Source organism: Corynebacterium sp. HMSC073D01 (assembly GCF_001815555.1).
Taxonomy (GTDB): Bacteria; Actinomycetota; Actinomycetes; order Mycobacteriales; family Mycobacteriaceae; genus Corynebacterium; species Corynebacterium glucuronolyticum.
In genome coordinates this window covers 260,529-284,978 of record NZ_KV821031.1, presented here as the reverse complement: position 1 = coordinate 284,978, position 24,450 = coordinate 260,529, and the positions used below count along the sequence as shown (strand labels likewise).

General features: G+C 57.1%; 24 protein-coding genes and 1 pseudogene. 6 read left to right on the top strand and 19 right to left on the bottom strand.

Going from position 1 to position 24,450, the window contains the following annotated elements:
• Window positions 1–36: 36 nt before the first annotated feature.
• From atpA to HMPREF3044_RS05340, 8 genes are all read right to left on the bottom strand, one after another.
• Window positions 37–1,686, bottom strand: coding sequence for a F0F1 ATP synthase subunit alpha (gene atpA / locus HMPREF3044_RS05375; protein WP_005392143.1), 1,650 nt, complete (start codon window positions 1,684–1,686; stop codon window positions 37–39).
• 53 nt (window positions 1,687–1,739) lie between these two features.
• Window positions 1,740–2,558: a F0F1 ATP synthase subunit delta gene (locus HMPREF3044_RS05370; protein ID WP_005392141.1), complete on the bottom strand. Its 819-nt coding sequence runs from the start codon at window positions 2,556–2,558 to the stop codon at window positions 1,740–1,742.
• A gap of 5 nt (window positions 2,559–2,563) precedes the next feature.
• Window positions 2,564–3,151 (bottom strand): F0F1 ATP synthase subunit B, encoded by a 588-nt coding sequence (locus tag HMPREF3044_RS05365; protein ID WP_005392139.1) that lies wholly within the window; start codon window positions 3,149–3,151, stop codon window positions 2,564–2,566.
• 24 nt (window positions 3,152–3,175) lie between these two features.
• Window positions 3,176–3,418 (bottom strand): ATP synthase F0 subunit C, encoded by a 243-nt coding sequence (locus HMPREF3044_RS05360; protein WP_005392137.1) that lies wholly within the window; start codon window positions 3,416–3,418, stop codon window positions 3,176–3,178.
• Window positions 3,419–3,520: 102 nt separating this feature from the next.
• Window positions 3,521–4,333, bottom strand: a complete 813-nt coding sequence (atpB, locus tag HMPREF3044_RS05355) for a F0F1 ATP synthase subunit A (protein WP_070739744.1) — start codon at window positions 4,331–4,333, stop codon at window positions 3,521–3,523.
• 216 nt (window positions 4,334–4,549) lie between these two features.
• On the bottom strand, window positions 4,550–4,963 hold the full coding sequence (locus tag HMPREF3044_RS05350) for a Cg1360 family ATP-synthase-associated protein (protein ID WP_005396026.1): 414 nt from the start codon (window positions 4,961–4,963) through the stop codon (window positions 4,550–4,552).
• Between the two features lie 78 nt (window positions 4,964–5,041).
• Complete coding sequence (locus tag HMPREF3044_RS05345; RefSeq protein ID WP_196793976.1) at window positions 5,042–6,172, bottom strand: MraY family glycosyltransferase; 1,131 nt, start codon at window positions 6,170–6,172, stop codon at window positions 5,042–5,044.
• A 325-nt stretch (window positions 6,173–6,497) separates the two neighbouring features.
• Window positions 6,498–7,136 carry an L-threonylcarbamoyladenylate synthase gene (locus tag HMPREF3044_RS05340; protein WP_005392129.1) on the bottom strand — a complete coding sequence of 213 codons (639 nt, stop codon included), beginning with the start codon at window positions 7,134–7,136 and terminating at the stop codon, window positions 6,498–6,500.
• 420 nt (window positions 7,137–7,556) lie between these two features.
• Here HMPREF3044_RS05340 and HMPREF3044_RS05335 point away from each other — a divergent pair, with 420 nt between their 5' ends.
• The 4 genes from HMPREF3044_RS05335 to HMPREF3044_RS05320 are packed head-to-tail and all read left to right on the top strand — an operon-like array spanning window position 7,557 to window position 10,724.
• A complete protein-coding gene (locus tag HMPREF3044_RS05335) occupies window positions 7,557–8,576 on the top strand; it encodes an ABC transporter substrate-binding protein (RefSeq protein ID WP_236589111.1) in 1,020 nt (339 codons plus the stop codon).
• The gene (locus tag HMPREF3044_RS05330) at window positions 8,576–9,607 is read left to right on the top strand and encodes a FecCD family ABC transporter permease (RefSeq protein ID WP_005392125.1); all 1,032 of its coding nucleotides are present in this window, start codon (window positions 8,576–8,578) and stop codon (window positions 9,605–9,607) included. The genes HMPREF3044_RS05335 and HMPREF3044_RS05330 overlap by 1 nt, the downstream gene beginning before the upstream one ends.
• Entirely contained in the window at window positions 9,607–10,401 is a 795-nt protein-coding gene (locus HMPREF3044_RS05325) for an ABC transporter ATP-binding protein (RefSeq protein WP_005392123.1), read from the top strand. Before HMPREF3044_RS05330 ends, HMPREF3044_RS05325 begins: the two co-directional genes overlap by 1 nt.
• A 20-nt stretch (window positions 10,402–10,421) precedes the next feature.
• On the top strand, window positions 10,422–10,724 hold the full coding sequence (locus tag HMPREF3044_RS05320; RefSeq protein WP_005392121.1) for an ArsR/SmtB family transcription factor: 303 nt from the start codon (window positions 10,422–10,424) through the stop codon (window positions 10,722–10,724).
• Between the two features lie 137 nt (window positions 10,725–10,861).
• Here the strand turns inward: HMPREF3044_RS05320 and HMPREF3044_RS05315 are convergent, their stop codons facing one another.
• The 8 genes from HMPREF3044_RS05315 to HMPREF3044_RS05280 all read right to left on the bottom strand — a co-directional run bounded on the left by HMPREF3044_RS05315 (window position 10,862) and on the right by HMPREF3044_RS05280 (window position 17,668).
• Window positions 10,862–11,740, bottom strand: coding sequence for an urease accessory protein UreD (locus HMPREF3044_RS05315; protein ID WP_005392120.1), 879 nt, complete (start codon window positions 11,738–11,740; stop codon window positions 10,862–10,864).
• A gap of 1 nt (window position 11,741) precedes the next feature.
• Window positions 11,742–12,365 (bottom strand): urease accessory protein UreG, encoded by a 624-nt coding sequence (gene ureG, locus HMPREF3044_RS05310; RefSeq protein WP_005392119.1) that lies wholly within the window; start codon window positions 12,363–12,365, stop codon window positions 11,742–11,744.
• A gap of 107 nt (window positions 12,366–12,472) precedes the next feature.
• On the bottom strand, window positions 12,473–13,213 hold the full coding sequence (locus HMPREF3044_RS05305; protein ID WP_005396004.1) for an urease accessory protein UreF: 741 nt from the start codon (window positions 13,211–13,213) through the stop codon (window positions 12,473–12,475).
• Window positions 13,194–13,664 carry an urease accessory protein UreE gene (locus tag HMPREF3044_RS05300; RefSeq protein ID WP_005392117.1) on the bottom strand — a complete coding sequence of 157 codons (471 nt, stop codon included), beginning with the start codon at window positions 13,662–13,664 and terminating at the stop codon, window positions 13,194–13,196. Before HMPREF3044_RS05300 ends, HMPREF3044_RS05305 begins: the two co-directional genes overlap by 20 nt.
• A 277-nt stretch (window positions 13,665–13,941) precedes the next feature.
• Window positions 13,942–15,654, bottom strand: a complete 1,713-nt coding sequence (ureC, locus tag HMPREF3044_RS05295; protein ID WP_005396003.1) for an urease subunit alpha — start codon at window positions 15,652–15,654, stop codon at window positions 13,942–13,944.
• A 35-nt stretch (window positions 15,655–15,689) separates the two neighbouring features.
• The gene (locus tag HMPREF3044_RS05290) at window positions 15,690–15,998 is read right to left on the bottom strand and encodes an urease subunit beta (protein ID WP_005392113.1); all 309 of its coding nucleotides are present in this window, start codon (window positions 15,996–15,998) and stop codon (window positions 15,690–15,692) included.
• Window positions 15,999–16,010: 12 nt separating this feature from the next.
• Window positions 16,011–16,313 carry an urease subunit gamma gene (locus HMPREF3044_RS05285; RefSeq protein WP_005396002.1) on the bottom strand — a complete coding sequence of 101 codons (303 nt, stop codon included), beginning with the start codon at window positions 16,311–16,313 and terminating at the stop codon, window positions 16,011–16,013.
• Window positions 16,314–16,483: 170 nt separating this feature from the next.
• Window positions 16,484–17,668, bottom strand: coding sequence for a DMT family transporter (locus HMPREF3044_RS05280; protein WP_070739741.1), 1,185 nt, complete (start codon window positions 17,666–17,668; stop codon window positions 16,484–16,486).
• A 924-nt stretch (window positions 17,669–18,592) separates the two neighbouring features.
• Between HMPREF3044_RS05280 and HMPREF3044_RS05275 the strand changes: the two are divergent.
• Both HMPREF3044_RS05275 and HMPREF3044_RS05270 read left to right on the top strand, forming a co-directional pair.
• Window positions 18,593–19,633: pseudogene (locus HMPREF3044_RS05275) on the top strand (FecCD family ABC transporter permease); the annotation flags it as partial.
• A 178-nt stretch (window positions 19,634–19,811) separates the two neighbouring features.
• The gene (locus tag HMPREF3044_RS05270; RefSeq protein WP_070739738.1) at window positions 19,812–20,396 is read left to right on the top strand and encodes a TroA family protein; all 585 of its coding nucleotides are present in this window, start codon (window positions 19,812–19,814) and stop codon (window positions 20,394–20,396) included.
• A gap of 89 nt (window positions 20,397–20,485) precedes the next feature.
• On the opposite strand, the gene HMPREF3044_RS05265 is transcribed toward HMPREF3044_RS05270, so the two are convergent.
• From HMPREF3044_RS05265 to rho, 3 genes are read right to left on the bottom strand one after another with little or no spacing between them, the layout of a single operon-like run.
• The gene (locus tag HMPREF3044_RS05265; RefSeq protein ID WP_005396001.1) at window positions 20,486–21,343 is read right to left on the bottom strand and encodes a N5-glutamine methyltransferase family protein; all 858 of its coding nucleotides are present in this window, start codon (window positions 21,341–21,343) and stop codon (window positions 20,486–20,488) included.
• Window positions 21,306–22,382 (bottom strand): peptide chain release factor 1, encoded by a 1,077-nt coding sequence (prfA, locus tag HMPREF3044_RS05260; protein ID WP_005392094.1) that lies wholly within the window; start codon window positions 22,380–22,382, stop codon window positions 21,306–21,308. The genes HMPREF3044_RS05265 and prfA overlap by 38 nt, the downstream gene beginning before the upstream one ends.
• Window positions 22,383–24,347 carry a transcription termination factor Rho gene (rho, locus tag HMPREF3044_RS05255; RefSeq protein WP_141759638.1) on the bottom strand — a complete coding sequence of 655 codons (1,965 nt, stop codon included), beginning with the start codon at window positions 24,345–24,347 and terminating at the stop codon, window positions 22,383–22,385.
• Between the last annotated feature and the right edge of the window lie 103 nt (window positions 24,348–24,450).

Sequence of the window (24,450 nt, the reverse complement as noted above, 5' to 3'; positions counted from 1 at the left end):
GCCTCCTTTCTGTCTTAAAGAACCTTGTGTGAAGATTTACTCGCCCTGCTTCGCCGTCTTGCGTGAAACAGTGATGGTGTTCTTCTTCAGTTCTTCTTCCTTCAAGGGGTCGACAGGAGCCTCGTTGATCACCGGCGTGCCGTCGGTGGTCTGGAACTGGCGCTTGAAGTCCGTAGTCTTTGTAACCAGCGCCTGCTGCGAGTCGTCCGACAGCGGAACGCCGCCGTCGATCTGTTCGTACACATCGCTGGCGTTCTGATGCAGGTACTCCAGCATCTCAGCCTCGAAGCGGCGGATATCCTCAACGGGAACGTCGTCGAGGTGGCCGTTGGATGCGAGCCAAATGGAAACCATCTGGTCCTCAACGGCCATCGGGTTGTTCTCCTTCTGCTTCAGCAACTCAACCAGGCGCTCACCACGGGCTAGCTGCTTCTTGGAAGCAGCATCCAGGTCGGAAGCGAACGCAGCGAACGCCTCCAGGTCGCGGTAGGCGGCAAGGTCAAGACGGAGGTTACCGGAAACCTTCTTCATACCCTTGGTCTGTGCAGCACCACCCACACGGGAGACGGACACACCGACGTTCACAGCCGGGCGCACGCCCTGGTTGAAGAGGTCGGACTCAAGGAAGACCTGGCCATCCGTAATCGAAATGACGTTGGTCGGAATGAAGGCGGATACGTCATTGGCCTTCGTCTCGATAATCGGCAGAGCCGTCATCGAGCCGGCACCCATGTCATCGGAGAGCTTTGCAGCACGCTCCAGCAAACGAGAGTGGAGGTAGAACACGTCGCCGGGGTAAGCCTCACGGCCCGGCGGGCGACGCAGCAGCAGGGAAATAGCGCGGTAGGCTTCAGCCTGCTTAGTCAGATCATCGTAGATGATAAGGACGTGGTTACCCTTGTACATCCAGTGCTGGCCGAGGGCCGCACCGGAGAAGGGGGCGAGCCACTTGAAACCGGCGGAGTCAGATGCCGGAGCAGCCACGATCGTGGTGTACTCCAGGGCACCGTGCTCTTCCAGCGTGCGACGCACGCCGGCGATCGTGGACCCCTTCTGGCCAATAGCGACGTAGATGCAACGGACCTGCTTGGTCTTGTCGCCCGACTCCCAGTTGGCCTTCTGGTTCAAGATGGTATCGATGCAGATCGCGGTCTTACCGGTCTTGCGGTCACCAATGATCAGCTGACGCTGACCACGGCCGATAGGGGTCATCGCATCGATTGCTTTCATACCAGTCTGCAGTGGTTCTTCCACTGGCTGGCGCTGCAGCACGGACGGTGCCTGCAGCTCGAGTGCGCGGTTTTCTTCCGCCTCGATATCGCCCAGGGCATCAATCGGTTGCCCCAGGGGGTTAATAACGCGACCGAGGAACTTGTCCCCGACCGGGATGGAGAGAACCTCTCCGGTCCTCTTGACTTCGTCGCCTTCCTTCAAGATCTCGAAGTCGCCCAAGATCACAACGCCGATGGAATCGGTATCGAGGTTCTGGGCAACGCCGATAACGCCATTCGGGAACTCCAGCAGCTCGTTCGACATAACAGAAGGTAGTCCAGATACCTGGGCAATGCCGTCTGCAGCCGAAATAATCTGCCCGACCTCCTCGCGGGTCGCACCCGGCGAGTAGCTCGAAGTGTAGTTCTCAATCGCGCTACGGATCTCATCGGAGGAGATCGTCAGCTCCGCCATGTTCTTCCTGCTCTCGTAGTAGCTTCCAGCAAAATTTATTATCGATTCTCTAATTAGCCGAGGTTCACGCGCAGACGACGCAGTTTACCTGCTGTGCTGCCGTCGATGACTTCGTCACCGACGCGAATGACCATGCCGCCGAGGAGGCTGGTGTCAACCTCGGTGTGAATGGACATCTCGTGACCGTAAATGCGGGCTAGCTTCTCGGCCAGCGCATCGCGCTGCTCCGGGGAAAGCTCGCGGGCGGTTTCGACGCGGGCGATATTCTTTCCGCGCATCTCCGCTGCCTGCTCCGCAAGTGACCTGCAATCCGTGATGGGATCCTTCTCAATCCGCCCGATGACCTGAAGCACAAGTGCTTCGGTGGTGTGCGTGACCTTACCGTAGAGCACGTTTGCGAGAAGTTCGCGACGCTTTGCGGGTTCGGTCTTCTTGTCGCCTACCAGGCGGGTAAGTTCAGGATTATCACGGAGAATGCGGCTTAGCCTAAACAGCTCGTCTTCCACCTGGACCAGGTTGCCCTCTGCCTCTGCCCCGATAAACAGGGCGCGACGGCCAAGAAGGATGAGTCCTTGACGGAACTCTCGTGCTGTCGACCACGTCTGTCCGACTGCATCGAGCAGGACAGCAAGCGTGGATTCAGAGACCTTGTCACCCAACAGGTTCCGCGCCAGTCCTTGGCGAGCCTCTGCCGAGGTGGCGGAGTTAGCCAGGGCTACGCGAAGCGTGCGGTTATCATCAAGGATCTCAACGACATCGAAAAGTTCCGTACCGGTTTGTGCGGCGCGCGCGACCAGCTGACCGCCCTGCTCAAGGTGGCCCTTGAGCGACTCGGTGACCGTAGTCAGCGCCTCGCGGCTAGCTGCGTGCATACCGCTCACTTCCTTACTGTGGATACGTCATCGAGGTCTGCAAGGAACTTGTCGATCGTGCCAGAGCGAGTCAGATCATCGGACAGCTGCTGTCCGAGGAGACGCTCGGCAAGGTCAACAGAGTTGCGCCCCATATCGCGGCGCAGCTCGGAGACAACCTGCTCGCGCTGAGCGGCAAGCTGCTTCTCCCCTGCTTCGATGATGCGGTTGGACTCTTCGGCTGCCTGCGCACGCATTTCCGCCTTGATCTGCTCACCGCGTTCGCGAGCCTCTTCACGGATCTGCTGTGCCTCGGCACGGGCCTCAGCCAGTTGACTGTTGTACTTCTCCAGCGCCTGCTTTGCTTCGGCCTGTGCGGCCTCCGCGCGTTGGATACCACCCTTGATCAAATCCTCGCGCTCCGATAGGACTTCCTGGAACTTCGGGAGTACAAACTTCCAGAATACGAAGAGGATTACCAGGAACGCGACGAGAGACCAGAAGATGTCATACGGCGCCGGCAGGAGGACACTGATCGAATCCGTCAGGGGCAGGTGCGAACCTGGGTCCCCGGCGGACGGTGCCTCCGCTGCGAGATATAAAACGTTCTTCATGGTGTTGCGTAACCTTCTGTTCTACTAGAACAGGAAGCCTGCAACGAGGCCGATGAGGGCCAGGGCCTCGGTGAACGCGATACCGAGGAACATCGTGGTGCGGAGCTGGCCGGCCATCTCAGGCTGACGTGCCATAGCTTCCACGGTCTTACCAACGAGGATGCCGATGCCGAGGCCAGGTCCAAGCGTTGCCAGGCCGTAGCCGATGGTGGCGAGAACACCGAGATCCAGAGCACCTGCGCCTTGTGCAAGAAGCAATTCGTTCATTGTGGGTATGTCCCTTTCTTAATGTGCTGGACGCATTTTCGTTCCTTACGCCCAACGGAAATTGTGTAATTTACAGGGTGTCGTATTCAGTTAAGAACCGTTTTAGTGTTCGTCCGCATGCAGCGACAGTTCGATGTACACGGCCGTCAGCAGGGCGAAGATGTACGCCTGCAGGAAGATGACCAGGAGCTCGAACAGCGTGAATGCGACCGCAGCAATCAGCGTCAGTCCAGAAACAGCCATCCACCCGTTGAACTGCCAGAAGAAGAAGTTGGTCGCGCTAAACAGGAGGACCAAGATCAGGTGGCCCGACAGCATGTTGGCCATAAGACGAATGGCCAGCGTCGCGGGGCGGAGGATGAAGGTGGAGAAGAATTCGATCGGCACCACGAGGATGTGGAGGAACCACGGGATGTTCGGCACCACGACGGAACTCTTCAGGAATCTGAAGAAGCCGTAGCGCTTTGCACCTGCGTAGATCATGGCAATGTAGCCCATCAACGCCATCACCAGCGGCATACCGATGCGCGCGTTAGGTGAAATGTTGAGGAACGGAATTACCGACGGAAGGTTCATGAAGAGAGCCAGCATGAAAATGGTCGTGATGAGCGGCAGGAACCGCCGACCTTCCTTCTTGCCGAGGATATCTTCTGCGATGTGAATTCTGACGAAGTCAAGAAGCATTTCTGCCATTGACTGGAACTTGCCCGGAACCTTCTTCGGGTTCCGCATAGCAAGGACGAAGAAAACGATGATCGCGACCACACAAAGCAGTCGGACAACCATCAGACGGTCTAGTGCGAACAGGCCTCCGGCGAAATCGGACAACCATAGATTGTGAGAGTCGCCGTTGCCATCTACGAAACCCGGGAAAAATTCATGAAACAAGTCCGGGGCGTGAAACTCGCCCTTCATGGACAAATATGTAACGCTCAGCGTTCTCTCCCGTGTTCATTTACCGCTGTGAGGCAAGCGGTGCGATGGACGTCTGAATTATTACTTCAGCTACTGCGGATTCCAACGCACATCGGCACAGCAACTGAAAGGTATTGCTACCTTTTGAGTACTTTATCAGTGCTGTGATTTTTCGTATGTTTGCCTACCCCCAAATTGACCCCGTTGGGGTTTAAGTCACGAAACAGTGGTGGTTCTAGAACTAAGGATTCCCCAGCTTTCCGCTGCCAAAACAACAATTAGCGCGAGAACAACTGTGAGAAATAGCGCACTGTGGCTGTAAAACGTGAGATCTTTAATAAATGCCAAAATCACGATGAGAGCGATGAGCTTCACCAGCCACCCACCGAGTACCACCGCGGCGGTCGTTGTGGGCGAGGAATGGGCCGTCGACAAGCTCAGAGCAACGGTGATGAGGATAAAACCGCCACCGATAGCGGCTCCGATGAGTGCTCCGTAAAAGCCAGGTTCACCGGCCACGTACCACCATCCGGCGAGAGAGGCGATGGCGACAACAAGGAGTGCTATCCCACCGAAACGAAGTGCCCGGCGCAGGGGGTGTGCTTGGTCTGTAAAGGAGCCCTTCTCCACATAAGGAGTTGCACCTGCTTGTTGGCTCAATTGCTGGTTTCGTGAAATATGGCTGTCTTGGCTGTCTTTAGTCACAGCTCAAAAGTGTAACCCAGCCGGGCGCACGGTGTACCAGACGGCAAACGCAATGGCGACAGCCAGCATGATAAGCGCCCAGGACGGCGGGAAAATGGTGAAGCCAACAGCACCGAAGGCAACGACCCCCACCCAGGTGTAGAGCACCAGCACCACCTGTTTCTGACTGTGCCCCATCCGCAGAAGACGATGATGGAGGTGCTTTCGATCCGCTGTAAAGGGTGACTGTCCCCGCGCCAGCCTGCGCGTCACCGCCATAATGAGGTCCAACATCGGGATGAAAACGCTGGCGAGAACGACAAAAATCGGACTCATAGCGGCGATGAAATCGGCGGTGCCGTACAGGCTCATGTTGATCTTGCCCGATGCAGATGTCGAGGCTGCAGCAAGCAGCAAACCAATGAACATCGCACCCGTGTCCCCCATAAAGATTCTGGACGGTGCGAAGTTGTGTGGCAGGAAGCCCGCACACATACCGACGAGCCCGGCGGCGATAATCGCCGGCGGGTAGGCGGCGACAGCACCACCCTGGTCATGCAGGATGGACAGTGCGAAGGCGAGGGTGGCCAGCCCGGAGATCATCCCCACGCCCGACGCCAACCCGTCGATGCCGTCGATAAAATTGATCGCATTCATGAGCGCGACGGCGAAGACCGTGGTGAGAATGGTCGATTGCGCCCCGTCCAAAATGAGCGTCGTTCCATCACCGATGGGTAGGTACAGGATGGACCACCGGAGCCCCATGAGACTCATGGCTAGCGCCGCCGCCACCTGGCCGACGAGTTTGCTCAATGCGTCGAGTTCGTAGAGGTCATCAATGACGCCGACGAACACGATGATCGCGGAGGCCACGAGGATTGCGTCCATCTCCGGGGTGATGGGGCGGAAACCGCGCGTTAGCGCCGGCAGTTGTTGAGCCAGGTAAACGGCGATGAGGAAGCCCGTGAACATGGCGAGCCCACCCAGCTGTGGTTTACGCACCGTGTGGACATCGCGCTCGCGAATTTCGGACAGGTGCCCGGAGCGAATCACCAGTGAGCGAACAATCCCCGTTGTGAGGTAGGTGAACACGAGGGCAGTCAGAAGGACCACTCCGAGCTCTCGAAGCGGTACGCCTACGCCTGCTGTTCCCACTCGTCTCCTATTCGTTGTTCCTTGGCACCGTGTAAGGCACCGTGTCACCTGCCACAGTGGCAGTTCCACTGTGGCACTGTGTCACTGTGCTGCCTTGTGTGGGCTTTATCCTAGCCCCTCCACGCCCGGTCACCGCGCATCTCGCCCGGTGTTTCCGCTTATCGACGCGCCTTCGTACCGTTTCTACGCACTGCTCGCGCCCTCCACATTCCTGTTGGCGCGAATCGGGATGCACAAAAAGCAATCGGTGACCTCAGCGACTTGGCTGTCAGCAGCGACTCAAGCGTCCATGCCTCATTCAACCGTCGCACGTCGCCACATGTATTTATGCTTGCGCCTTGAGGACCTCAAAGATCTTCTCGCTGGGAATAGCTCCCTCACGCAGGATCGTCGGGGTTGCCTGGGTGAGGTCGATGATGGTCGACGGGGTGCCAATCTCAGCCTGTCCGCCTTCGAGGTATACACTCACCGAATTGCCGAGCTGTTCCTCGGCCTCCCGTGCGTTCAACGCCGGTGGCTGCCCGGAGATATTGGCTGATGAAACTGCCATGGGGCCGGTCTTCTGCAGGAGCTCAATGGCGAGTTTCTGCAAAGGCATGCGCAGCATCACAGAGCCATTGGTATCCCCCAGGTTCCAAGTCAAACTCGGTGCCTGTGGGACAACGATAGACAACCCACCTGGCCAGAACGCCTCGATGAGAACATTCATCTGGCGGGTGTAGTCCCGCGACAGACCGCGCACGGTGTCCCAGCTGCCAACGAGCACCGGCACGGGCATGTCGGGGCCGCGATGCTTGGCCTGCAGGAGTTTATTCACTGCTTCGGGGTTAAATGCGTTGCAACCGATTCCGTACACCGTATCCGTGGGGATAACAACGAGACGTCCAGCCTCCACCGCGTCGGCAGCTGAGTTGAGTCCTACTTCCCGCGTCTTTTCATCCAGACAGTTAAACGTACGCGACACGTGCCGCACCCCTTTTTCTATAGCTTGCGGTTGACTTCAAGTAACACCGCCATATGTTACCCCGCCACCAATCCCTCCATGCGCTCCTGCCACCATCCACTCCTCCCGCCGTCTTCACCTCCCACTGCCTCCCCTTCCCGCCGTCTTCACCTCCCACCGTCTTCCCCTTCAGACCATTGTCCCTCTCCTCACCCATCGTCCGGAAAGCACAACCACAGAGGATGCAGGTAATCAAACCCAGAAAGCCCCTTTCAGAGCACCTGCTGGTAGGAATTATTCTTTGTGGAGCTCTTGTTTTTCCAGGCCGGGTGCTTTCGGGTGCACCTGAAGCCGACTCCAATTTGGTACCGGGAATGAACCTACGATACGGTTCAATCAAACATTCCATTGATTTTTAATGTCACCGAAGGAGAACGCCCCGTGCGCCATCGTCTTCTAGCAACCATTGCCACTGCAACCCTCGGCTTCTCACTGGCTGCGTGTGGTAACGGCTCTTCCGACCAGGCTGCCCCCACGACGCAGGACAGTGCGTCCACCACCCACGCCGTCACCATCGACAACTGTGGGTTCGAGACGACAGTTCAAGCGCCAGTCCAGCGTGCGACGACGATGGAACAGGGCTCCACGGACACGCTGCTGCTCCTGGGTGCCAAGGACCAGATCGCCGGATACAGCCACCAAAAAGACGCACCACCAGCGGGTTATCCCTTGGACGGGCTGACAGAGCTCTCCCCCTCCGTGGCCAACTCCGAACAGCTCCGCAATGCGGACACGGACATGATCGTCAGTCCCTTCAAGGAAAGCTGGACAGCCGATGCCGCAGGTGCCCGCGAAGAGTGGCAGAGGCTTGGTGTGGGAACGTACAACTCCAACTCCGAGTGTCCCACCTACGGCGACAATAAGGGTAAGACCAGTTTCGAACTGATCCAGAAAGATCTCACAGACTTGGGCAAAATCTTCGGCCGCGAAGAAGAAGCCAAGGAGCTCATCGCGACCCAGAACGAGGCGCTTGACAAAGCCGTGAAAGCCCCAGAAGGCACAACATTCATGCTCCTGTACTCCTCTGTCGGTGGCTCCCCCTACGTTGCAGGTGGCCCGTCGATTGTGACGGAGATGGGCGAGCACTCAGGGATGACCAACGTGTTTGCCAATCTCAACGAGGAGTGGCCGCAGGTTTCCTGGGAGGCCGTCGCAGAGGCCGACCCCGATGTCATCATCCTCGCCGATCTTCCCAAGCGCGGCGAACCCGGCGACAAGTGGCAAGAAAAGGTGCAAGACCTCGAAAACACCCCGGGAACGAAGGAGATGAAGGCTGTCAAAAACGGTGCCTACGTCGTTGTTCCTGGAGTTGCAACCTCCGCTTCTGCTCGTTCCCACGAAGTCATCGAGGCAATCTCTGCTGCTCTAGATGGCGATCTCGGTACGAAACTGGCCAAGTAGTGTCATCCGTCAAACAATCGAAGTCCCACAAAACACACCACGGCACGACTGGAAAAACGGTTGGCGTGGTGGTTGTGGGGCTGATCGTTCTCGCCGTCGCGATGATTGCATCGCTGACCGTCGGCTCAAGTTCAATGAGCTTCGGGGAGCTGCGCGCGTTTATTGACCCAGCGCTGCCAACCCCGTCTCCTCTCCGGACATCGATCCTCACCGAGCTTCGCATCCCGCGCATCCTCATGGCTGCCTTTGTCGGGGCGATTCTCGCCGTCTGCGGTGTCGTCATGCAGGCCATCACGCACAACGACCTTGCGGAACCCTACTTGCTCGGCATCTCCTCGGGCGCCTCCACTGGGGCCGTCGTCGCAATCCTCTTCTCAACGTGGCAGTACGGGATCATCGTCGGCGCGGCAATCGGTGCGTTGGCCTCCTTCTTCATGCTCATCCTGCTATTGCAGAAGAGCGCTGCGGATGCCACGCGGGTTGTGCTCACAGGTGTCCTCATTGGTTTCCTCTTCCAATCACTGACGTCCCTCATCGTCACGGCGAGCGGAAACGCCGAGTCCACGCGAGGAATCATGTTTTGGCTCCTCGGAGTCTTAAGTGCCGCACGTTGGCATACGTTCTGGGCTGTGGCGATCATCGGCACATTGGGGATTATCCTGCTCTGGTCTCTATCACGATATCTCGATGCACTGTCCCTCGGTGATGCCACAGCCCAGACGATGGGGATCCCTGTCGTTGCGCTTCGCTACACGGTGCTCATCGCTGTATCGCTCATGACAGCCGCTACCGTTGCTTCCGTCGGCGCGATCGGCTTCGTCGGCCTTATCGTCCCGCACGCTATCCGCATGCTCAACGGCCCCCGCCACGTCACCCTCATCCCCCTCTCAGCGCTGCTCGGGGCAATTTCCCTCGTCGTCGCCGACGCGATTGCCCGCGCACTATTTGCGCCACAGGAACTTCCCGTCGGAGTCATTACAGCGCTCATCGGCGTTCCCGCCTTCTTCGTCATCCTGAGGAGGAAGCGCTAATGCTGGAAGTATCCAATCTCCGCGCCGGTTTCGGCGAGCACACCGTACTTTCGGGAGTGTCTTTCACCGCGGAGGCCCCCACCATCGTCGGTCTGGTTGGTCCGAATGGTTCTGGGAAGTCCACCCTACTCAAGTCACTCGCCGGTGTGCACCACTTCGATGGTTCGGTGCTTTTCGACGGCAAACCGCTCACCTCTTACCGCATAAACGAACGCGTTCACCACCTTTCCTACGTCGCACAGCACTCAGGAGCTGCCATCCCCCTCACCGTCCGAGAGGTTGTGCAGTTGGGATGCTCGGCCGGTCGCGGCCCATTCTCCCAAACTCAAGCAGGCGACGAAGAGCGGATCACCCGGGCGTTACATCACTCGGCACTGGAGGATCTGGCCGATGCCAGGCTCAGTGAGCTCTCCGGTGGCCAGGTGCAACGCGCGATGGTGGCCCGCGCGATGGCCCAGCAGGCCTCCACCATGCTTCTCGACGAGCCGACAAACCACCTGGACCTGCATCACCAGTACCGCCTCATGGATCTACTGTCGCACATCTCCACGCAGCACAATACGGTGATCATCCTGGCTATACACGATCTGGCACTAGCAGCCCGCTACTGCGACCGTCTCCTGCTCATTAACGGTGGGACGGTGGAAAACGACGGCCCCCCGCTCGAGGTCCTCACTGCGGACGTACTTGCTCGAGTATTCCGGGTAAACGGCTCGCTTACGCGTAGTAGCGGTGGCGTTCCTTCGCTTGTGATCGACGGTGCAATTGGCTCACAAGATACTCTTTCCGGTTAAACTACCTGCAGGAGGTAATTGTGTCTCACGAAGTTGACATCGACAGTTGGGCCGGCACGTTTAAGATCCTCGGCGACCCGACACGGCTCGCTCTACTCGCAGCCATCCACTACGCCGGCCAGAACACTCTGACTGTCAGCGAGCTTGCCGAGGAAACTGGACTCAGGGTAGCAACAGCTTCGGCGGCCTTGAGGGCGATGGAAAACAACGGAACGGTTAAGTCGCAGCGCGATGGCCGACGAATTTACTACGGGATTGCTAACGACGACGTTCATGAGTTGCTTCACTGGATCGGTTCTGGCCACAAGGTCTCGGACGATTAGTCAACCACCGCCAGCAATGTAGTTCACAACAGGAGCCAAAAGACGGAACCAGCTTTACGCTGCTTCCGTCTTTTCCTTTTTTTGGAGTCGCCACTGGCTTCCTTTGTGCTAGCACTGGCTAGTACCGGTGTAGGTCGCTAATACTGGCGTAGGTTGATTGGTCCCTGTCCCCTCGTCTTGTCCCGGACAACGTTGGCGGCTGCCTGCACAACCCGCATGAGGTCTTCCGTCCAATCACCGACCGCGCGTAGTACGAATCCCGGAACATCGATTTCTGTGACCGATGCCTTGACGCTGCCTTTACCTTCGAGATGCTGCCGGACGGCATTGCGAACGTCCGCGACAACCTCCGGTGACACATGCGGATCGACGCAGATTGCCGTCGAAAAATGCGTGTGCTCCCCGAGGAAAGAAGAGCGTACCGTGGAGAAAACGTCCTTGGTGGGCTCGATCCGAATATTATCGACGAGTACCACCTCCCCGTCAACCTTCACAGCCGTGCGCAGGTGCGCGTTCTTGTATAGGAACTGCCCACCATCTGGCGACCAACCAGGCGTCACAATATCCGAGATGAACAACGATGACTCTTTGTCCATCTCCACCAGGATTTCCTGCCGGTAATCCGCATCGCGGTAGAGGATCAACTGGTCTGGGATGTACTCCATGACCGCATCGCCGTGCAGCGTAAAAGCGATGTTCTGCACAACAAAGTCATTCGGAGTGCGGTACACCTTTGCTGCAGACTGGTCAGTAAATAGGATCGATGCGCCGGCATCCACTTCAACACCGATGCGGTAGGCGTCACCACCGACGTAGCCACCGCCGGGATTGGCAATGGTGTAGTACACCTGCCCGGAATCGTCCAGATAGTGCGGGCGAATAATCTTGAGAGCACCCTGGTGATACTGCTTCGTAGCGATGGATTTTCCACCGCTGACAGAGATTCCGAGATCGAGCTCTCCCATCTCCTGGTGCGGCGGATCATGCCTAAAAACCGGCTTAGACTCGCCCCACATGCTATTTACCACTGGCCTCGAGATCCTGCATAAGCACATCGCGGCGGAGCCACTGAAGCACCTCGTCGAGGCCCTCATCCGTCTTCAGGTTCGTGAGCACAAACGGCTTGTCACCACGGAAGACCTTGGAATCGTCGGTCATCACCTGGAGATCAGCGCCGACATAAGGAGCCAGGTCGGTCTTATTAATGACGAAGAGGTCAGACTTGATCATCCCCTGGCCTGCTTTACGAGGAATCTTCTCCCCCTGGGCGACATCAATGATGTAAATGGAGAAGTCCACTAGTTCAGGCGAGAACGTAGCGGAGAGGTTATCGCCGCCAGACTCAATGAACACGAGCTCCAGGTCTGGGTGCCGATTCAACAATTCCTCGTATGCGGCCTCGTTCATCGACGTATCTTCACGGATGGCGGTATGCGGACAGCCACCCGTCTCCACACCGATGATCCGATCCTCCGGGAGCACGCCGTCGCGTGCGAGAATGCGAGCGTCCTCAGTCGTGTAAATATCGTTCGTGATCGCCGCCATGGAGATTTCACCTTCCAGGGCGCGCGTAATGCGCTCGATCAATTGGGTCTTACCAGAGCCGACCGGTCCACCGACGCCGACTTTTACAACAGACATTTCTAAATTTTCCTTTCATGTTGTGGAACCTCCCCAGAAAAGGAGGCATCCCTCTTGTGCCACTGTGTGGCTTCTCTATTCCCGTTGGTAGGACATGAATCCCGTTGTTAGGACATGAACATGCGCGAGCGCAGGAATTCGTGTTCCATCTGGGCGATTTCCATATCGGGAGCAGCAACACCCAGGTCGTGAACGGTGTGTTCCATCGCTTGTTGGGCAAACTCCGTCACGAGGCCGTAGACCCCAACGAGCAGACGTTGGCCTGCATCCTGGCCAAGGGGAATAGCGCGGATCGCATTTTGGACCATGGACGTGGCTAACTGCATGAGATATGCCTTCGCTGCCGTGTATCCGTCAACTCCGGCAGCAGCCAGAACGAGGCCGAGAGCGATTCCCGGGTTGCCCTTGTACTCTCGAGCACGCAAACCACGGTCGTACTCTTCTACGAGCATGTCATCTGCGTCAACTATTCGCGCGACCTTGCTCATCCGCTTGCCCATGGAACGCATTGCTGCACGTAGCTCCTTGGGAGTCAACGTTGCGTGTAACAAGCGGTCCAGCTGGTTCAGCCGCGCTACCTTCTCATCCCAGCCAATCGTGGAATTGTGCAACTCCACCGCGAAGCGAACCGCGAGGGCATCATTGAAGGTAGCCTGGTACAAATACCCCTTTAACCACTCTGCGAAGGTATCTGCATCATCAACTGCACCGCTTTGGATATATGTTTCCATACCCGCTGAGTGGGCGAACCCGCCCGTAGGCAATGCGGAATCGGTCAAGTGCCAGATGACCAGCTGCGCCCGCTCGCTCGAGCTGGCTTCCTGGGGCTTAGTGGGTGTGCTCTGCATGACGGAAAGCCTTCGGCATGACGTATTGACCGCGCTCGTAGTTTGTTTCCATGTGATCCAGGAAGTGCTCGACAGTGTGGTCGTAGCGCACAACCATGACGGAGCCAGTGAAGCCAGCCTCATCCTCAAAGAACTGGGCCTGGAGGTGACGGTTACCGAGGGAATGTGCGACTGTCAGTGCTTCCTTGATAGAACCGGGTTTGATGACGAGAACGTCCGTTGGATCAATCTTGGCAACGATAAGTGAATCGCCCTCACGCCACAGGATGTCACCATCGTGAAGTTCGCGGAAGTCGGTATCAAAGCGCAGGCCGATTTCGGTCCCCCCTTCTGACGTTACGCGCTGTACTCGCTTCAGCCGGGATTCATTGTCAAACAGCACAGAGTCTATGGATAGCTCTGCAGGTTCAGATACATCGTGGACGTTTCCGAGAATCTCGGTGACGATCATGATAGGCCTTCCTTGTTTTTGAGGAATTGTCAGTTGATATTTGTGATGGCTTTATCCACGTCATTGTTTGCGTTTCAGCCTACGCCACCCTTCGTTTCCATGATCATGGATTGTCCGTCACCACGGGACGATTTTTGGCGAGGAAATCTGGGCACACTTCGCGGATGTGGGCGCACGTGAAAAAGGTTTTACTTATCGCTATCGGGGCGCAGAAAGATGACGGAGGTAGCGTTCATTACTGCTACCTCCGATCTACTTTTACGCGACGTTCGTACGCCTAGAAGAGGAAGTAGCGCTGTGCCATCGACAGCGACTCCGCATACTCAGACGTAATTTCCTTTCCGTCGACCTTCAGCACATAGGTCTCGGGATCCACGGAAATCTCGGGCGTCTCGGAGTTGTGCTTCATGTCGGCCTTGGAAATGTTGCGCATGTTCTTCGCTTCCACGAAGGCACGCTTGGTGTTCAGGGATGCGGGAACACCAGCCTCAATGGCTGCCGTCGGGAGGAAGGTCACGCTCGTGCGGCTAGCAGCATCACCGTAGGCACCGAAGGAGTAACGCATCGTTCGCGGCTGAGGCGTCGGAATAGAAGCGTTAGAATCACCCATTTCGGAGCGAGCAATGTAGCCAGACTTCAGCACGATGAGCGGCTTCACACCGAAGTGCGCCGGCTCCCACACCACGAGGTCAGCAATCTTGCCTTCCTCAACCGAGCCAACAGCGTGGGAAATACCAGCAGCAATCGCCGGGTTGATGGTGTACTTGGCAATGTAGCGCTTGATTCGGTTGTTGTCGTTATCCTCCGTGTCGCCCTCAAGCGGACCACGCTGCATCTTCATGCGGTCAGCTACCTGCCACGTGCGCAGAACGACCTCGCCCACACGACCCATGGCCTGGGAGTCTGAAGATGTAATCGACATGATACCCATGTCGTGCAGAACATCCTCGGCTGCGATCGTTTCCTTACGGATACGGGAATCTGCGAAAGCAACGTCCTCCGGCAGATCCGGGTTGAGGTGGTGGCACACCATGATCATGTCAAGGTGCTCATCCAGTGTGTTCTTGGTGTACGGCAGGGTCGGGTTCGTCGACGCGGGAAGCACGTTGGAGTGACCCGCAAGTTCGATGATGTCCGGTGCGTGACCGCCACCTGCACCCTCCGTGTGGAACGTGTGGATGACGCGACCGTCGATGGCCTTAATGGTGTTGTCCACGAAACCGCCCTCGTTAAGGGTATCGGTGTGGATCGCAACCTGGATGTCCATCTCGTCGGCAACCTTTAGGGCGTTGTCGATCGTGTTGGCGGTAGCCCCCCAGTCCTCGTGGATCTTCAGGCCAATTGCGCCGGCCTTGATCTGCTCACGCAGGGGGTTGAGGTCGGAGGCATGGCCCTTACCGAGGAATCCAACGTTAATCGGCAGATCGACCGTTGCCTGCAGCATGTGGCGAATGTTCGCCGCGCCGGAGGTGACCGTAGTCGCGTTAGTGGAATCAGCCGGTCCAACGCCGCCACCAATGAGGGTAGTTGTGCCGTTATCCAGCGCAGCTTCCACCTGCCCAGGAGAAATGAAGTGAATGTGGGTATCGACAGCGCCAGCAGTGACGATCTTGCCTTCGCCAGCAATAACCTCGGTGCCTACACCGACGGTGATATCGATTCCATCCTGGATATCTGGGTTGCCGGCGCGACCGATCTTCATGATCTTGCCGTCCTTGATGGCAACGTCAGCCACGTAAACTCCGGTGTAGTCGATCACGAGCGGACCGGTAATCACGAGGTCAGGGATAATGTCGTCACCCTTTACTCGAGAGTTCTGCCCCATGCCGTCACGGATAACCTTGCCGCCACCGAAGTTAACTTCCTCACCGGGGTTGAGGTAGCTCTTCTCTACGCGTGCAATGAGATGGGTATCTGCAAGACGAACACCGTCTCCGGTTGTGGGACCATACAGTTCGGCGTATTGACGCCTGTCGATCTCAAATGACATGTTCTACGTTCCTTTCAGCTTTTCAGTCTTCAGAGTTAGTCGAGCGGGCCGTTGACTGCGCCGTTGAATCCGTAGACCTGGCGCTCACCAGCAAAATCAATGAGTTCTACAGTTCGAGAATCGCCCGGCTCAAGACGCACAGCAGTGCCGGAAGGGATGTCAAGGCGCTTTCCCCGCGCTGCTTCGCGGTCAAATTCGAGAGCGCTATTGGCCTCCGCAAAGTGGAAGTGGGAGCCAACCTGAATCGGACGGTCTCCGGTGTTTTTCACCTCGAGAGTGATCGACTCACGACCCTCGTTGAGGGTAATCTTTCCTTCAGAAATAAAGTACTCGCCTGGAATCATGGGAAACTCCTCTTATCGGATCGGGTTGTGGACTGTGACGAGCTTCGTGCCGTCGGGGAACGTAGCCTCGACCTGCACATCAGATATCATCTCGGGAACGCCTTCCATAACGTCGTCACGAGAGAGGACCTGGATGCCTTCAGACATAAGCTCGGCTACCGACTTTCCATCACGGGCACCTTCAAGGAGGTAGTCGGTGATGAGGGCGACGGACTCAGGGTAGTTCAGTTTGAGACCGCGCTCTTTGCGACGGCGGGCAACGTCTGCTGCAACAACAATCAGCAGCTTTTCCTGTTCGCGTTGGGTTAACTTCATTTCTTCTCCTTCAATTAGGGGGAAATTTCCGGGGGATCACACGGGTGCACCCCGTTCGCTTTCAGAACGGGGCTCCCCATCAATAGCACTGCTTGAGGCCACTACCGCCGATTTAGGATTGTTCCGAAAACAATTCGAAACTCTGACCTAGTCTTTGTGGACACCTAGTCTTAGTGGAACGGTCCGTGGTTGTGCTTCTTGTAGGGGTTATTAGGTACTTCTTGGGGATCGTGGTGGGGCGCTAACCCCTCACGTATCAGTTCTTGATCAAGAGGCTCGTCTGGGTTTCCTCTCTCGTGTTTTCGTTTCGATTTTGTGAACATACTGAACAAACCGTTCTGGTACGCCACTGTACCGAGAATCAGGAAGATACCGAGGACCTGCAGCTTGGAGGGAATCTCACCGAACAGAGGGGCTGCAATGATGACGGAAGTCACCGGGGAGAGCAGCAGAATACCTGCAGACAGCGTCGGATCCAGCCACACGGTGCCGTACTGTACGAACGTCCAGGCAAGTGCCTGACCAAGCACGGCGAGGCAAATCAGGTTGAACCAGTTCCACGCAGTGAGGGGATCACCGACTGTCGTCTCGGGGTTAACAAGCGGAAGTTCGCCGTTCAGGAGAACTCCATTCTTGAAATCGAACCCCCCACGCGGGGAGAAGAAGAAAGCAATGATAGTGGGCGGGATTGCCTGTGCGGCCATCGTGTACATCATCGGCTGAACGTACAGATCCTTACGAGCCGACGTTCCTGCCTTGCGGGACAAGTAGAGGTAGAAGGAGTAGCAGATACCGGAAGTCAGGCCGAAGATGGTTCCGAGCGTAGCTGTCTTAATTCCGTAGATCGTTTCGGGGCCACCCGATGCCTCTGCAGACTCAAACACACCACCAGTGAGCAAAACACCCACGGTCATGATCGGAACCAGAATGAGGAACACTGGCGGAATCTTGTACTTATCAAATACGGCCGTGAGCATCGGGACGATGATCACCTGAAGGTTCAAGAGAATTGCTGCAATGCCGGCTCCCACATAGAAGATGGAGTAGTTCCACGCGGTGAAATCGATGCCGAGGAAGAGTCCAGCAGCGACGGAGAGCATGATGCCTTTCTTCCCCAGACGCTCCTTTTTCCGCATCTCGCGGATTCCAAACGGCACCAACAACAGACATCCGATGACTACTCGAAGGAAGGCCTGAGTGGAGGGGTCCATGTTGGTGGCCTTCACCCACAGGGGAGTTCCCGCGAGGAAGGCGGTACCAGTAGCAAGCACCAGGACGGCACGACCGTGACTAACGTGTTTTATTGGTGGGCCGTCAATAGTGACATTCATGCCCACTTCAGATGTTTTCGACATACCGTCAATCTATCCTGTATTTTATTTTTTGCAAGAAAGTTTTTTCCGCCGTTGCATACATTACGGTCCATTGCAATATTTGCGGAAAAATATATGTAATTTACGGAAAAAATACAGAAACCATTGATATTACCTACCCCCGTTCTAGGGTGACTGCAATTAACAGTATGTCCGTACTGACCAGCGTTTTTTACGATTCCGAATAAGAACTATCGATGCTTCAGTGACACGCCCGACCACTTCCGCATATTCACGTATTCTATTGAATGTTTTAAGGCCTCGAGTTCATTTCATTCCCCTTTACTGGTCAATAATTTATCCACTCTTCCCCGCTAATAATTTTCCCGACTAAAAATAAACGACCTTCTGTGCCGTCCCATATCACACAAGCCTAAAACGATGCCACGATCCAAACATTCGCCCCTAACAGACGAGTCCCCTCCTCCTAAAAACCGAAATTTTATCACCAGGCTCGGGACAGCTCGGTCATCAGACTTCCATCCTCGATTTACCCCACGATCATCCCGTTACAGCAGCGGCACCTAAGACCACCAATCACCAATGTTCAACAAGCATCCACTCACTCACATTCGTTCACCGCATACAAAGACAGGTCACACCATAAATGCCGAAGAGCTGCCCTCGTACAGCATGGGCACACCCCCTCCCGACACGCCTCTTGACTTCCTCCGCGAACACATTCCTTTTCCCACCCTCGCGCCCTCCCCTCTACCCAAAACTTTCCTGCGGTTCCACCCCCTCATCCAGGCGCTTGTAGTACACGACAGCCTTAGAGGTACTCCAAGGGAACACAGAAACAGTCCAATGGCCAACCCACCCCAAAACCCCCTTCTTCAAAGAACCAATTGACTTTTAGAAAACCCTCTCCTACCCTGAGGCCATGATTACAGCTGCGGATCTGTATTAGGGCTCAGAAGGCATCGTCGCCTAGCGACAGTTTGGCTTTTTGGGCTCACGATCGGTCTCGCCATTACTCTCGTGATCAGCGTTGGGCTGGGTTCGGTTCATGTATCCGCTACTGAAACAGTGAGCATCATTTCACATCATGTCTTCGGCACAGATTCCACTGTGGAATCCGTCAAAGACACAATCGTCTGGGACATTCGCGTCCGTCGCGCTATCCTCGGCATGGCCGTAAGCGCTGGCCTTGCCGTAGCTGGTGGCATACTGCGGACTCTGGTTCGCAACATCCTTGCCGATCCCTACATCATCGGGATCAATGGTGGAGCATCGACGGGTGCGGCTCTCGCAATCCTCTTCGGCGCAGGCGCAGCCCTTGGCGACTACGCACTCCAAGGCAGTGCTTTTATCGGGGCGGTCGTCGCGTCGTTTGTTTTGTATGGCGTTGCGCGCTCGCAGGGCAGGTTGACGTCCATTCGCCTCCTCATCGCAGGAGTCGCTCTCGGTTACGCGCTCTCTGCGGTGACGAGTTTCCTCATTTTCGCCTCAGGCAATGCCGAAGGAGCGCGGTCAGTCATGTTCTGGCTTTTTGGCCCCCTCGGCCTTGCGAAGTGGGACATAGCATTAGTGATAACCGTTGTAGTTGTACTTTTTGGGCTCGTCAACGGAGTTGTCTGGGGCCGGAACCTCGATGCACTGGGGATCGGGGACGAAACAGCACTTACAGCCGGGATAAACCCGGAGCGCTTCAGACTCCTGATGCCCATTCTGACCTGTTTAATCGTAGGGGCAATCGTCGCCATGGCAGGATCAATTAGCTTCGTTGGTCTCGTCATCCCGCATCTCGCCCGTCGCACGGTAGGGGGATCTCATCGGTTCATGCTTCCCGTCGCGGCTCTCCTTGGCGCGGTCTTACTCATGTGGGCCGATATTGGGGTCAGGATGCTTCTCGCACCAAGAGAACTATCCATCGGTATTATCACCGCGCTCGTCGGAGCCCCATTCCTCCTCATTCTTGTACGAAACATGCGCGCCACCAGTTAGAGGATCTCACCAGTCACGCCACCAGTTAAAGGATCTCACCAGTCAGAAGAATCACGTCCCGATCTCACCCCAACACGCAGAACTCCATTCACATACGCAGAACTCCGTTTACACATGGGAAATTCCGTTTAGTACGCGGAATGCTGCACATCAGACACATAAGAAAGGAAGACAGAAAATGAAGAAAGTTTTCTCCCGCAGCCTCGCTCTAGCCATCATGGCTGCCGTGAACATGAACCTCGCTGGGTGTTCGTCAGACACCACGAATTCTGCCACGTCATCGCCGGCTGCTGCAGACAGTAGTCATGGCTTTACTTTTGAGAACTGTGGACACGAAATCACGGTAGACGGCGTTCCCCAGAAGGTACTCCTAGTGAACAGGATTGGGGTTGTTCCAACTCTCTATGCCCTGGGCGTGCTATCTGATGTCCACATGCGCGCCGGTGCTTTTGCGCCGGAATATTTCGATTCCTCCCCCGAGCTGAAGAAAAAGGTGGACTCGATTCCGAACCTTACTGAAAAGGTAGATCCGACCGGACACCTGCAGATCTCCAAGGAGGAAGTTGTCGATGGCCCCAATGCGTTTGTCAAAGCCTATTCTGGGAGCGTGATGAGTGATCTTCCACTGGCTACTGCGGATTCACCGGAACGATACGCCGACATCTTCCGCGCAGCTGGCCTGCAGGATGTGTCTGTCACGTGGCTTCCTGAGATTACTACACTGGACGACACATACGGCACCGCCCCAGGGCACGAGTCCTAGCCCCACTTCATGGTCTGCGGATCAACTCCGGTTTAGAGGGATACGGTGGAGGAAAACAACCGCGCACATCAGCGCGGTTGCCTGCCTCGTTAAACGTCAGCGCCGACCGGCTTCACACCGGTGACAAATCGCGGCTTACCGGCGAAATCCTGCATGGGTTCGATGTGGGTGAAGCCTGCCTCCTGCAGGCTCATGCATACGGCGGGCTGGGTCGCATCGTCGTGCTCAACTCCAAAGCAGCCGCCTGGTTTCAGCAACGCGAAGGCGGTGTGGGCCAGCTGCGGGATACAAGACATGCCATCTTCACCAGCGAAGACAGCATCGTGGGGATCGGCTTCGACTTCCGGCGAAACCTCGGCGGCCTCCGGCACGTAGGGCGGATTCGAGACAACTACATCAAACCCATCCCCCTCCGGATCGAGAGCGGAGACACATGCTGCAGTGTCCAGCACGTCTCCACACCACAGGTTATCCACGCCGTTTTCGCGAGCGTAGCGCGCGGCTTCTGTGGACTTCTCCGCCGCAACAACGCGCGCTGCGGGCACATAGTGGGCGATGTAGGCAGCGATTGCGCCGGATCCCGTACACAAATCAGCGTACGTGGCGGCATGTTGCTTTACCGCCCAATCTGCGAGAATCTCTGTTTCCGGACGGGGGATGAATACGCCAGGACCGACGTGTAGGTCGAGGGGACCAAACGGTGCCGTGCCGAGGATCCATTGCAACGGTTCTCGTGTGGCACGTCGGCGGATGAGCTCCCAAAAGCCAGCGGGAACATCGTCGTGGAAAAAGAGCGTTCCCACATCGGTGTGCAACAGGTGAGCGGCGATGAGCCGGGCGTCGACAAGCGGAGACGCGCAACCGGCGGCGGACAGTTCGTCCGCCGCCGACCGTAACGCCTGGGAGAGCTTAATCCTCGGCCTCCAAGCGGGCCTGCCGGTCCGCATCCTGGAGAGCCATCAGGAGCGCATCCATATCGCCGTCGAGCACGCTATCAAGGTTGTTAGCCTTGTAGCCGATGCGGTGATCGGTGATCCGATTCTCCGGCCAGTTGTAGGTGCGGATCCGCTCGGAACGGTCCATGGTGCGCACCTGCGCGTGGCGACCCTCAGCAGCCTCTGCCTCGGCCTTCTCCTCTTCGATCTGCTGCAGGCGCGCCTGCAGGACCTGCATGGCGCGGGCCTTGTTCTGGATCTGGGAGCGTTCCTTCTGGCAGGTCACAATGATGCCGGTAGGAAGGTGCGTCAGGCGGACTGCGGAGTCCGTCGTGTTCACGCCCTGACCGCCCTTACCGGAGGAACGGTACACATCGACGCGAATGTCTTTCTCGTCGATCTCCACCTGGCCGACCTCATCCGGCTCCGGGTACACGAGGACACCGGCGGCGGACGTTTGGATACGACCGTTTGATTCCGTCACGGGGATGCGCTGCACGCGGTGCACGCCGCCCTCGAACTTGAATACACTCCACGCACCGTCCTGGGACGGATTCTTGGAACGGATGGATAGCGTCATGTCCTTGACACCACCGAGGTCCGACTCGGACTCGTCCAGCACCTCGGTGATGAAACCGTGCTTTTCTGCGTAGCGCTGGTACATACGCACCAGTTCGCCTGCGAACAGCGCTGCCTCTTCCCCGCCCGCGCCGGCCTTGATCTCCATGACCATGTCGTCCGGATCGTGGGGGTCACGCGGTGCGAGCATGTCGGCGAGCTTTTCTTCAAGCTCGACAACCTTCGGCTCAAGGCGCTCGACCTCGGCTGTAAACGCGGAGTCCTCGTAGGCGAGTTCCTTCGCGTCGGCAAGGTCAGCACGTGCCTGCTCGAGCTGCGTGTTCAGGTTCACGATGGGCTGCAACTGGCTGTACCGCTTGCCAGCCTTGCGCACATTGTCCGGGTCGTTAGCGAACTCCGGGTCGGCCATCTGGGCCTCGAGACCCTGGTATTCAGCAAGAATGTCATCTACTGCGGAGACGTGGCTCGCCATTTAGATGTAATCCTCCTCCGTCTCACCCGCTGTCATCGGCGCGGACGTGGCCAGCGCTCGCATAAATTCGCGGTTCGACTTCGTCTTCTTCAGCTGCTTGATGAGCAAGTCAATCGCGGCCTGCGAATCCAGTGCGCTCATGATACGACGCAGCTTGTGCACAAGCTTGGCCTCATCGGGAGCGAGAAGGAGATCGTCCTTGCGGGTACCCGACGGGTTGATGTCCACAGCCGGGAACACACGGCGCTCGGCGATCTTGCGATCAAGCTTCAACTCTGCGTTACCGGTGCCCTTGAACTCCTCGAAGATGACGGTGTCGCCGGCGGAGCCGGTCTCGACCATAGCCGTAGCGATGATCGTCAGCGAACCACCGTTTTCGATATTGCGGGCAGCGCCAAGGAACCGCTTCGGCGGGTACAGGGCGTTGGAATCCACACCACCGGATAGGATGCGCCCGGAGGCCGGTGACGAGTTGTTGTACGCGCGGCCGAGGCGGGTAATGGAATCCAGGAGAACGACCACGTCACTGCCGAGCTCAACCAGGCGCTTTGCGCGCTCAATGGCAAGTTCCGCCACGGCGGTGTGCTCTGACGGCGGGCGGTCAAACGTGGAGGCGATCACCTCACCGTTGACGCTGCGCTGCATATCCGTGACTTCCTCGGGGCGCTCGTCCACGAGCACGACCATGAGGTGGCACTCTGGGTTGTTTGCGGAGATCGCGTTGGCCACGGTCTTGAGCACGGTGGTCTTGCCAGCCTTCGGCGGGGAGACGATGAGTGCGCGCTGCCCCTTACCAATCGGCATGACAAGGTCGATGACACGCGTGGTAAGAATGTTCGGCTGCGTTTCCAGGCGCAAGCGCTGATTCGGGTACAGCGGCGTGAGCTTGGAGAATTCCGGGCGTTGCTTGGCGTTTTCCGGCGGAAGCATGTTGATCGCATCCACACGCTGCAAAGCGTTGTTCTTCTGGCGACCGCGATTGTTATTGCGACCGCGACCACGATTATTGTGGTTGTTGTTGGAATCCTGGTTCGCGCCCTCACGCGGTGCGCGGATAGCACCCTGGATGTAATCGCCGCGACGCATTCCGTAGCGACGAATCATCTGCTGGGGAACGAAGACATCCTGGCTGCCTGCTTGGTAGCCCGTCGTACGCACAAAGGCGATGTTGGAATCGATGATGTCCAGAATGCCAGCGATTTGCTGCATCGGCTGGGATTCCTCGTTCTCCCCTGTGTGATCGTTCTTGTCGTTGCGCTCGTTACGGTCGTTGCGCTCGTTACGCTGGCGACCACGTCCACCGCGACGATTGTTATCACGGTCATTCCGATCGTTGCGCTCGTTCTTGTCCTTGCGCTCGCTACCGTTGCCCTCGTGACGGTCCTCGGCACCTTGGCGAGCATCCGAATCACGGTTGTCAGATCCACGGTTGTCGGAGGAATGACGATTGTCTCCACCGTGCGAATCATTGCGGTGAGAATCGTTCTCGTCGTTGTTCTGGTTGCGACGGCGGTTGTCACTTTTACCACCGTTGTTATCCGCATCGTCACGGCCATCACGGTTGCGACGGTGGTTCATCTTTTGGCGAACCCGGCGCGCACGACGGGCCTGTGACCTCGACTGGTGGGCGCCATCGTGGCGGTCAGACGTGTTGGACTCGCTGTTTTCTTCCTGCGCATCCTGTGTAGAAGATTCTTCTGCAGGAGACTGGTTTTCTGGCTCAGACTCTTCCACGATCGTGGCAGCGGGCTCGGACTGAGCCTTGCCCGTGGACTGTGCTTTCCGTGTAGCCCGGCGTGGCTTGGACGCTTCACGCTTGGGCTCACTATCCCCGTTCAGTTCGGCTGCCAGTCGATCGATGAGCGCCTGCTTACGGAGCCCAGATACCCCTTTGATCCCCTTTTCCTGGGCGATCTGCTTGAGCTCGGAGAGCTTCAGCGTTGACAGATCCACATTGTCCGTCATAGACACATATTCCTTTCGTACCGCCTTGAGACTGCGGTAGTTAGAGGTAATTTCTTGAAAAGAAGTTCCGCGATGGGAACGACAAAACTTGGAATATTGCGGG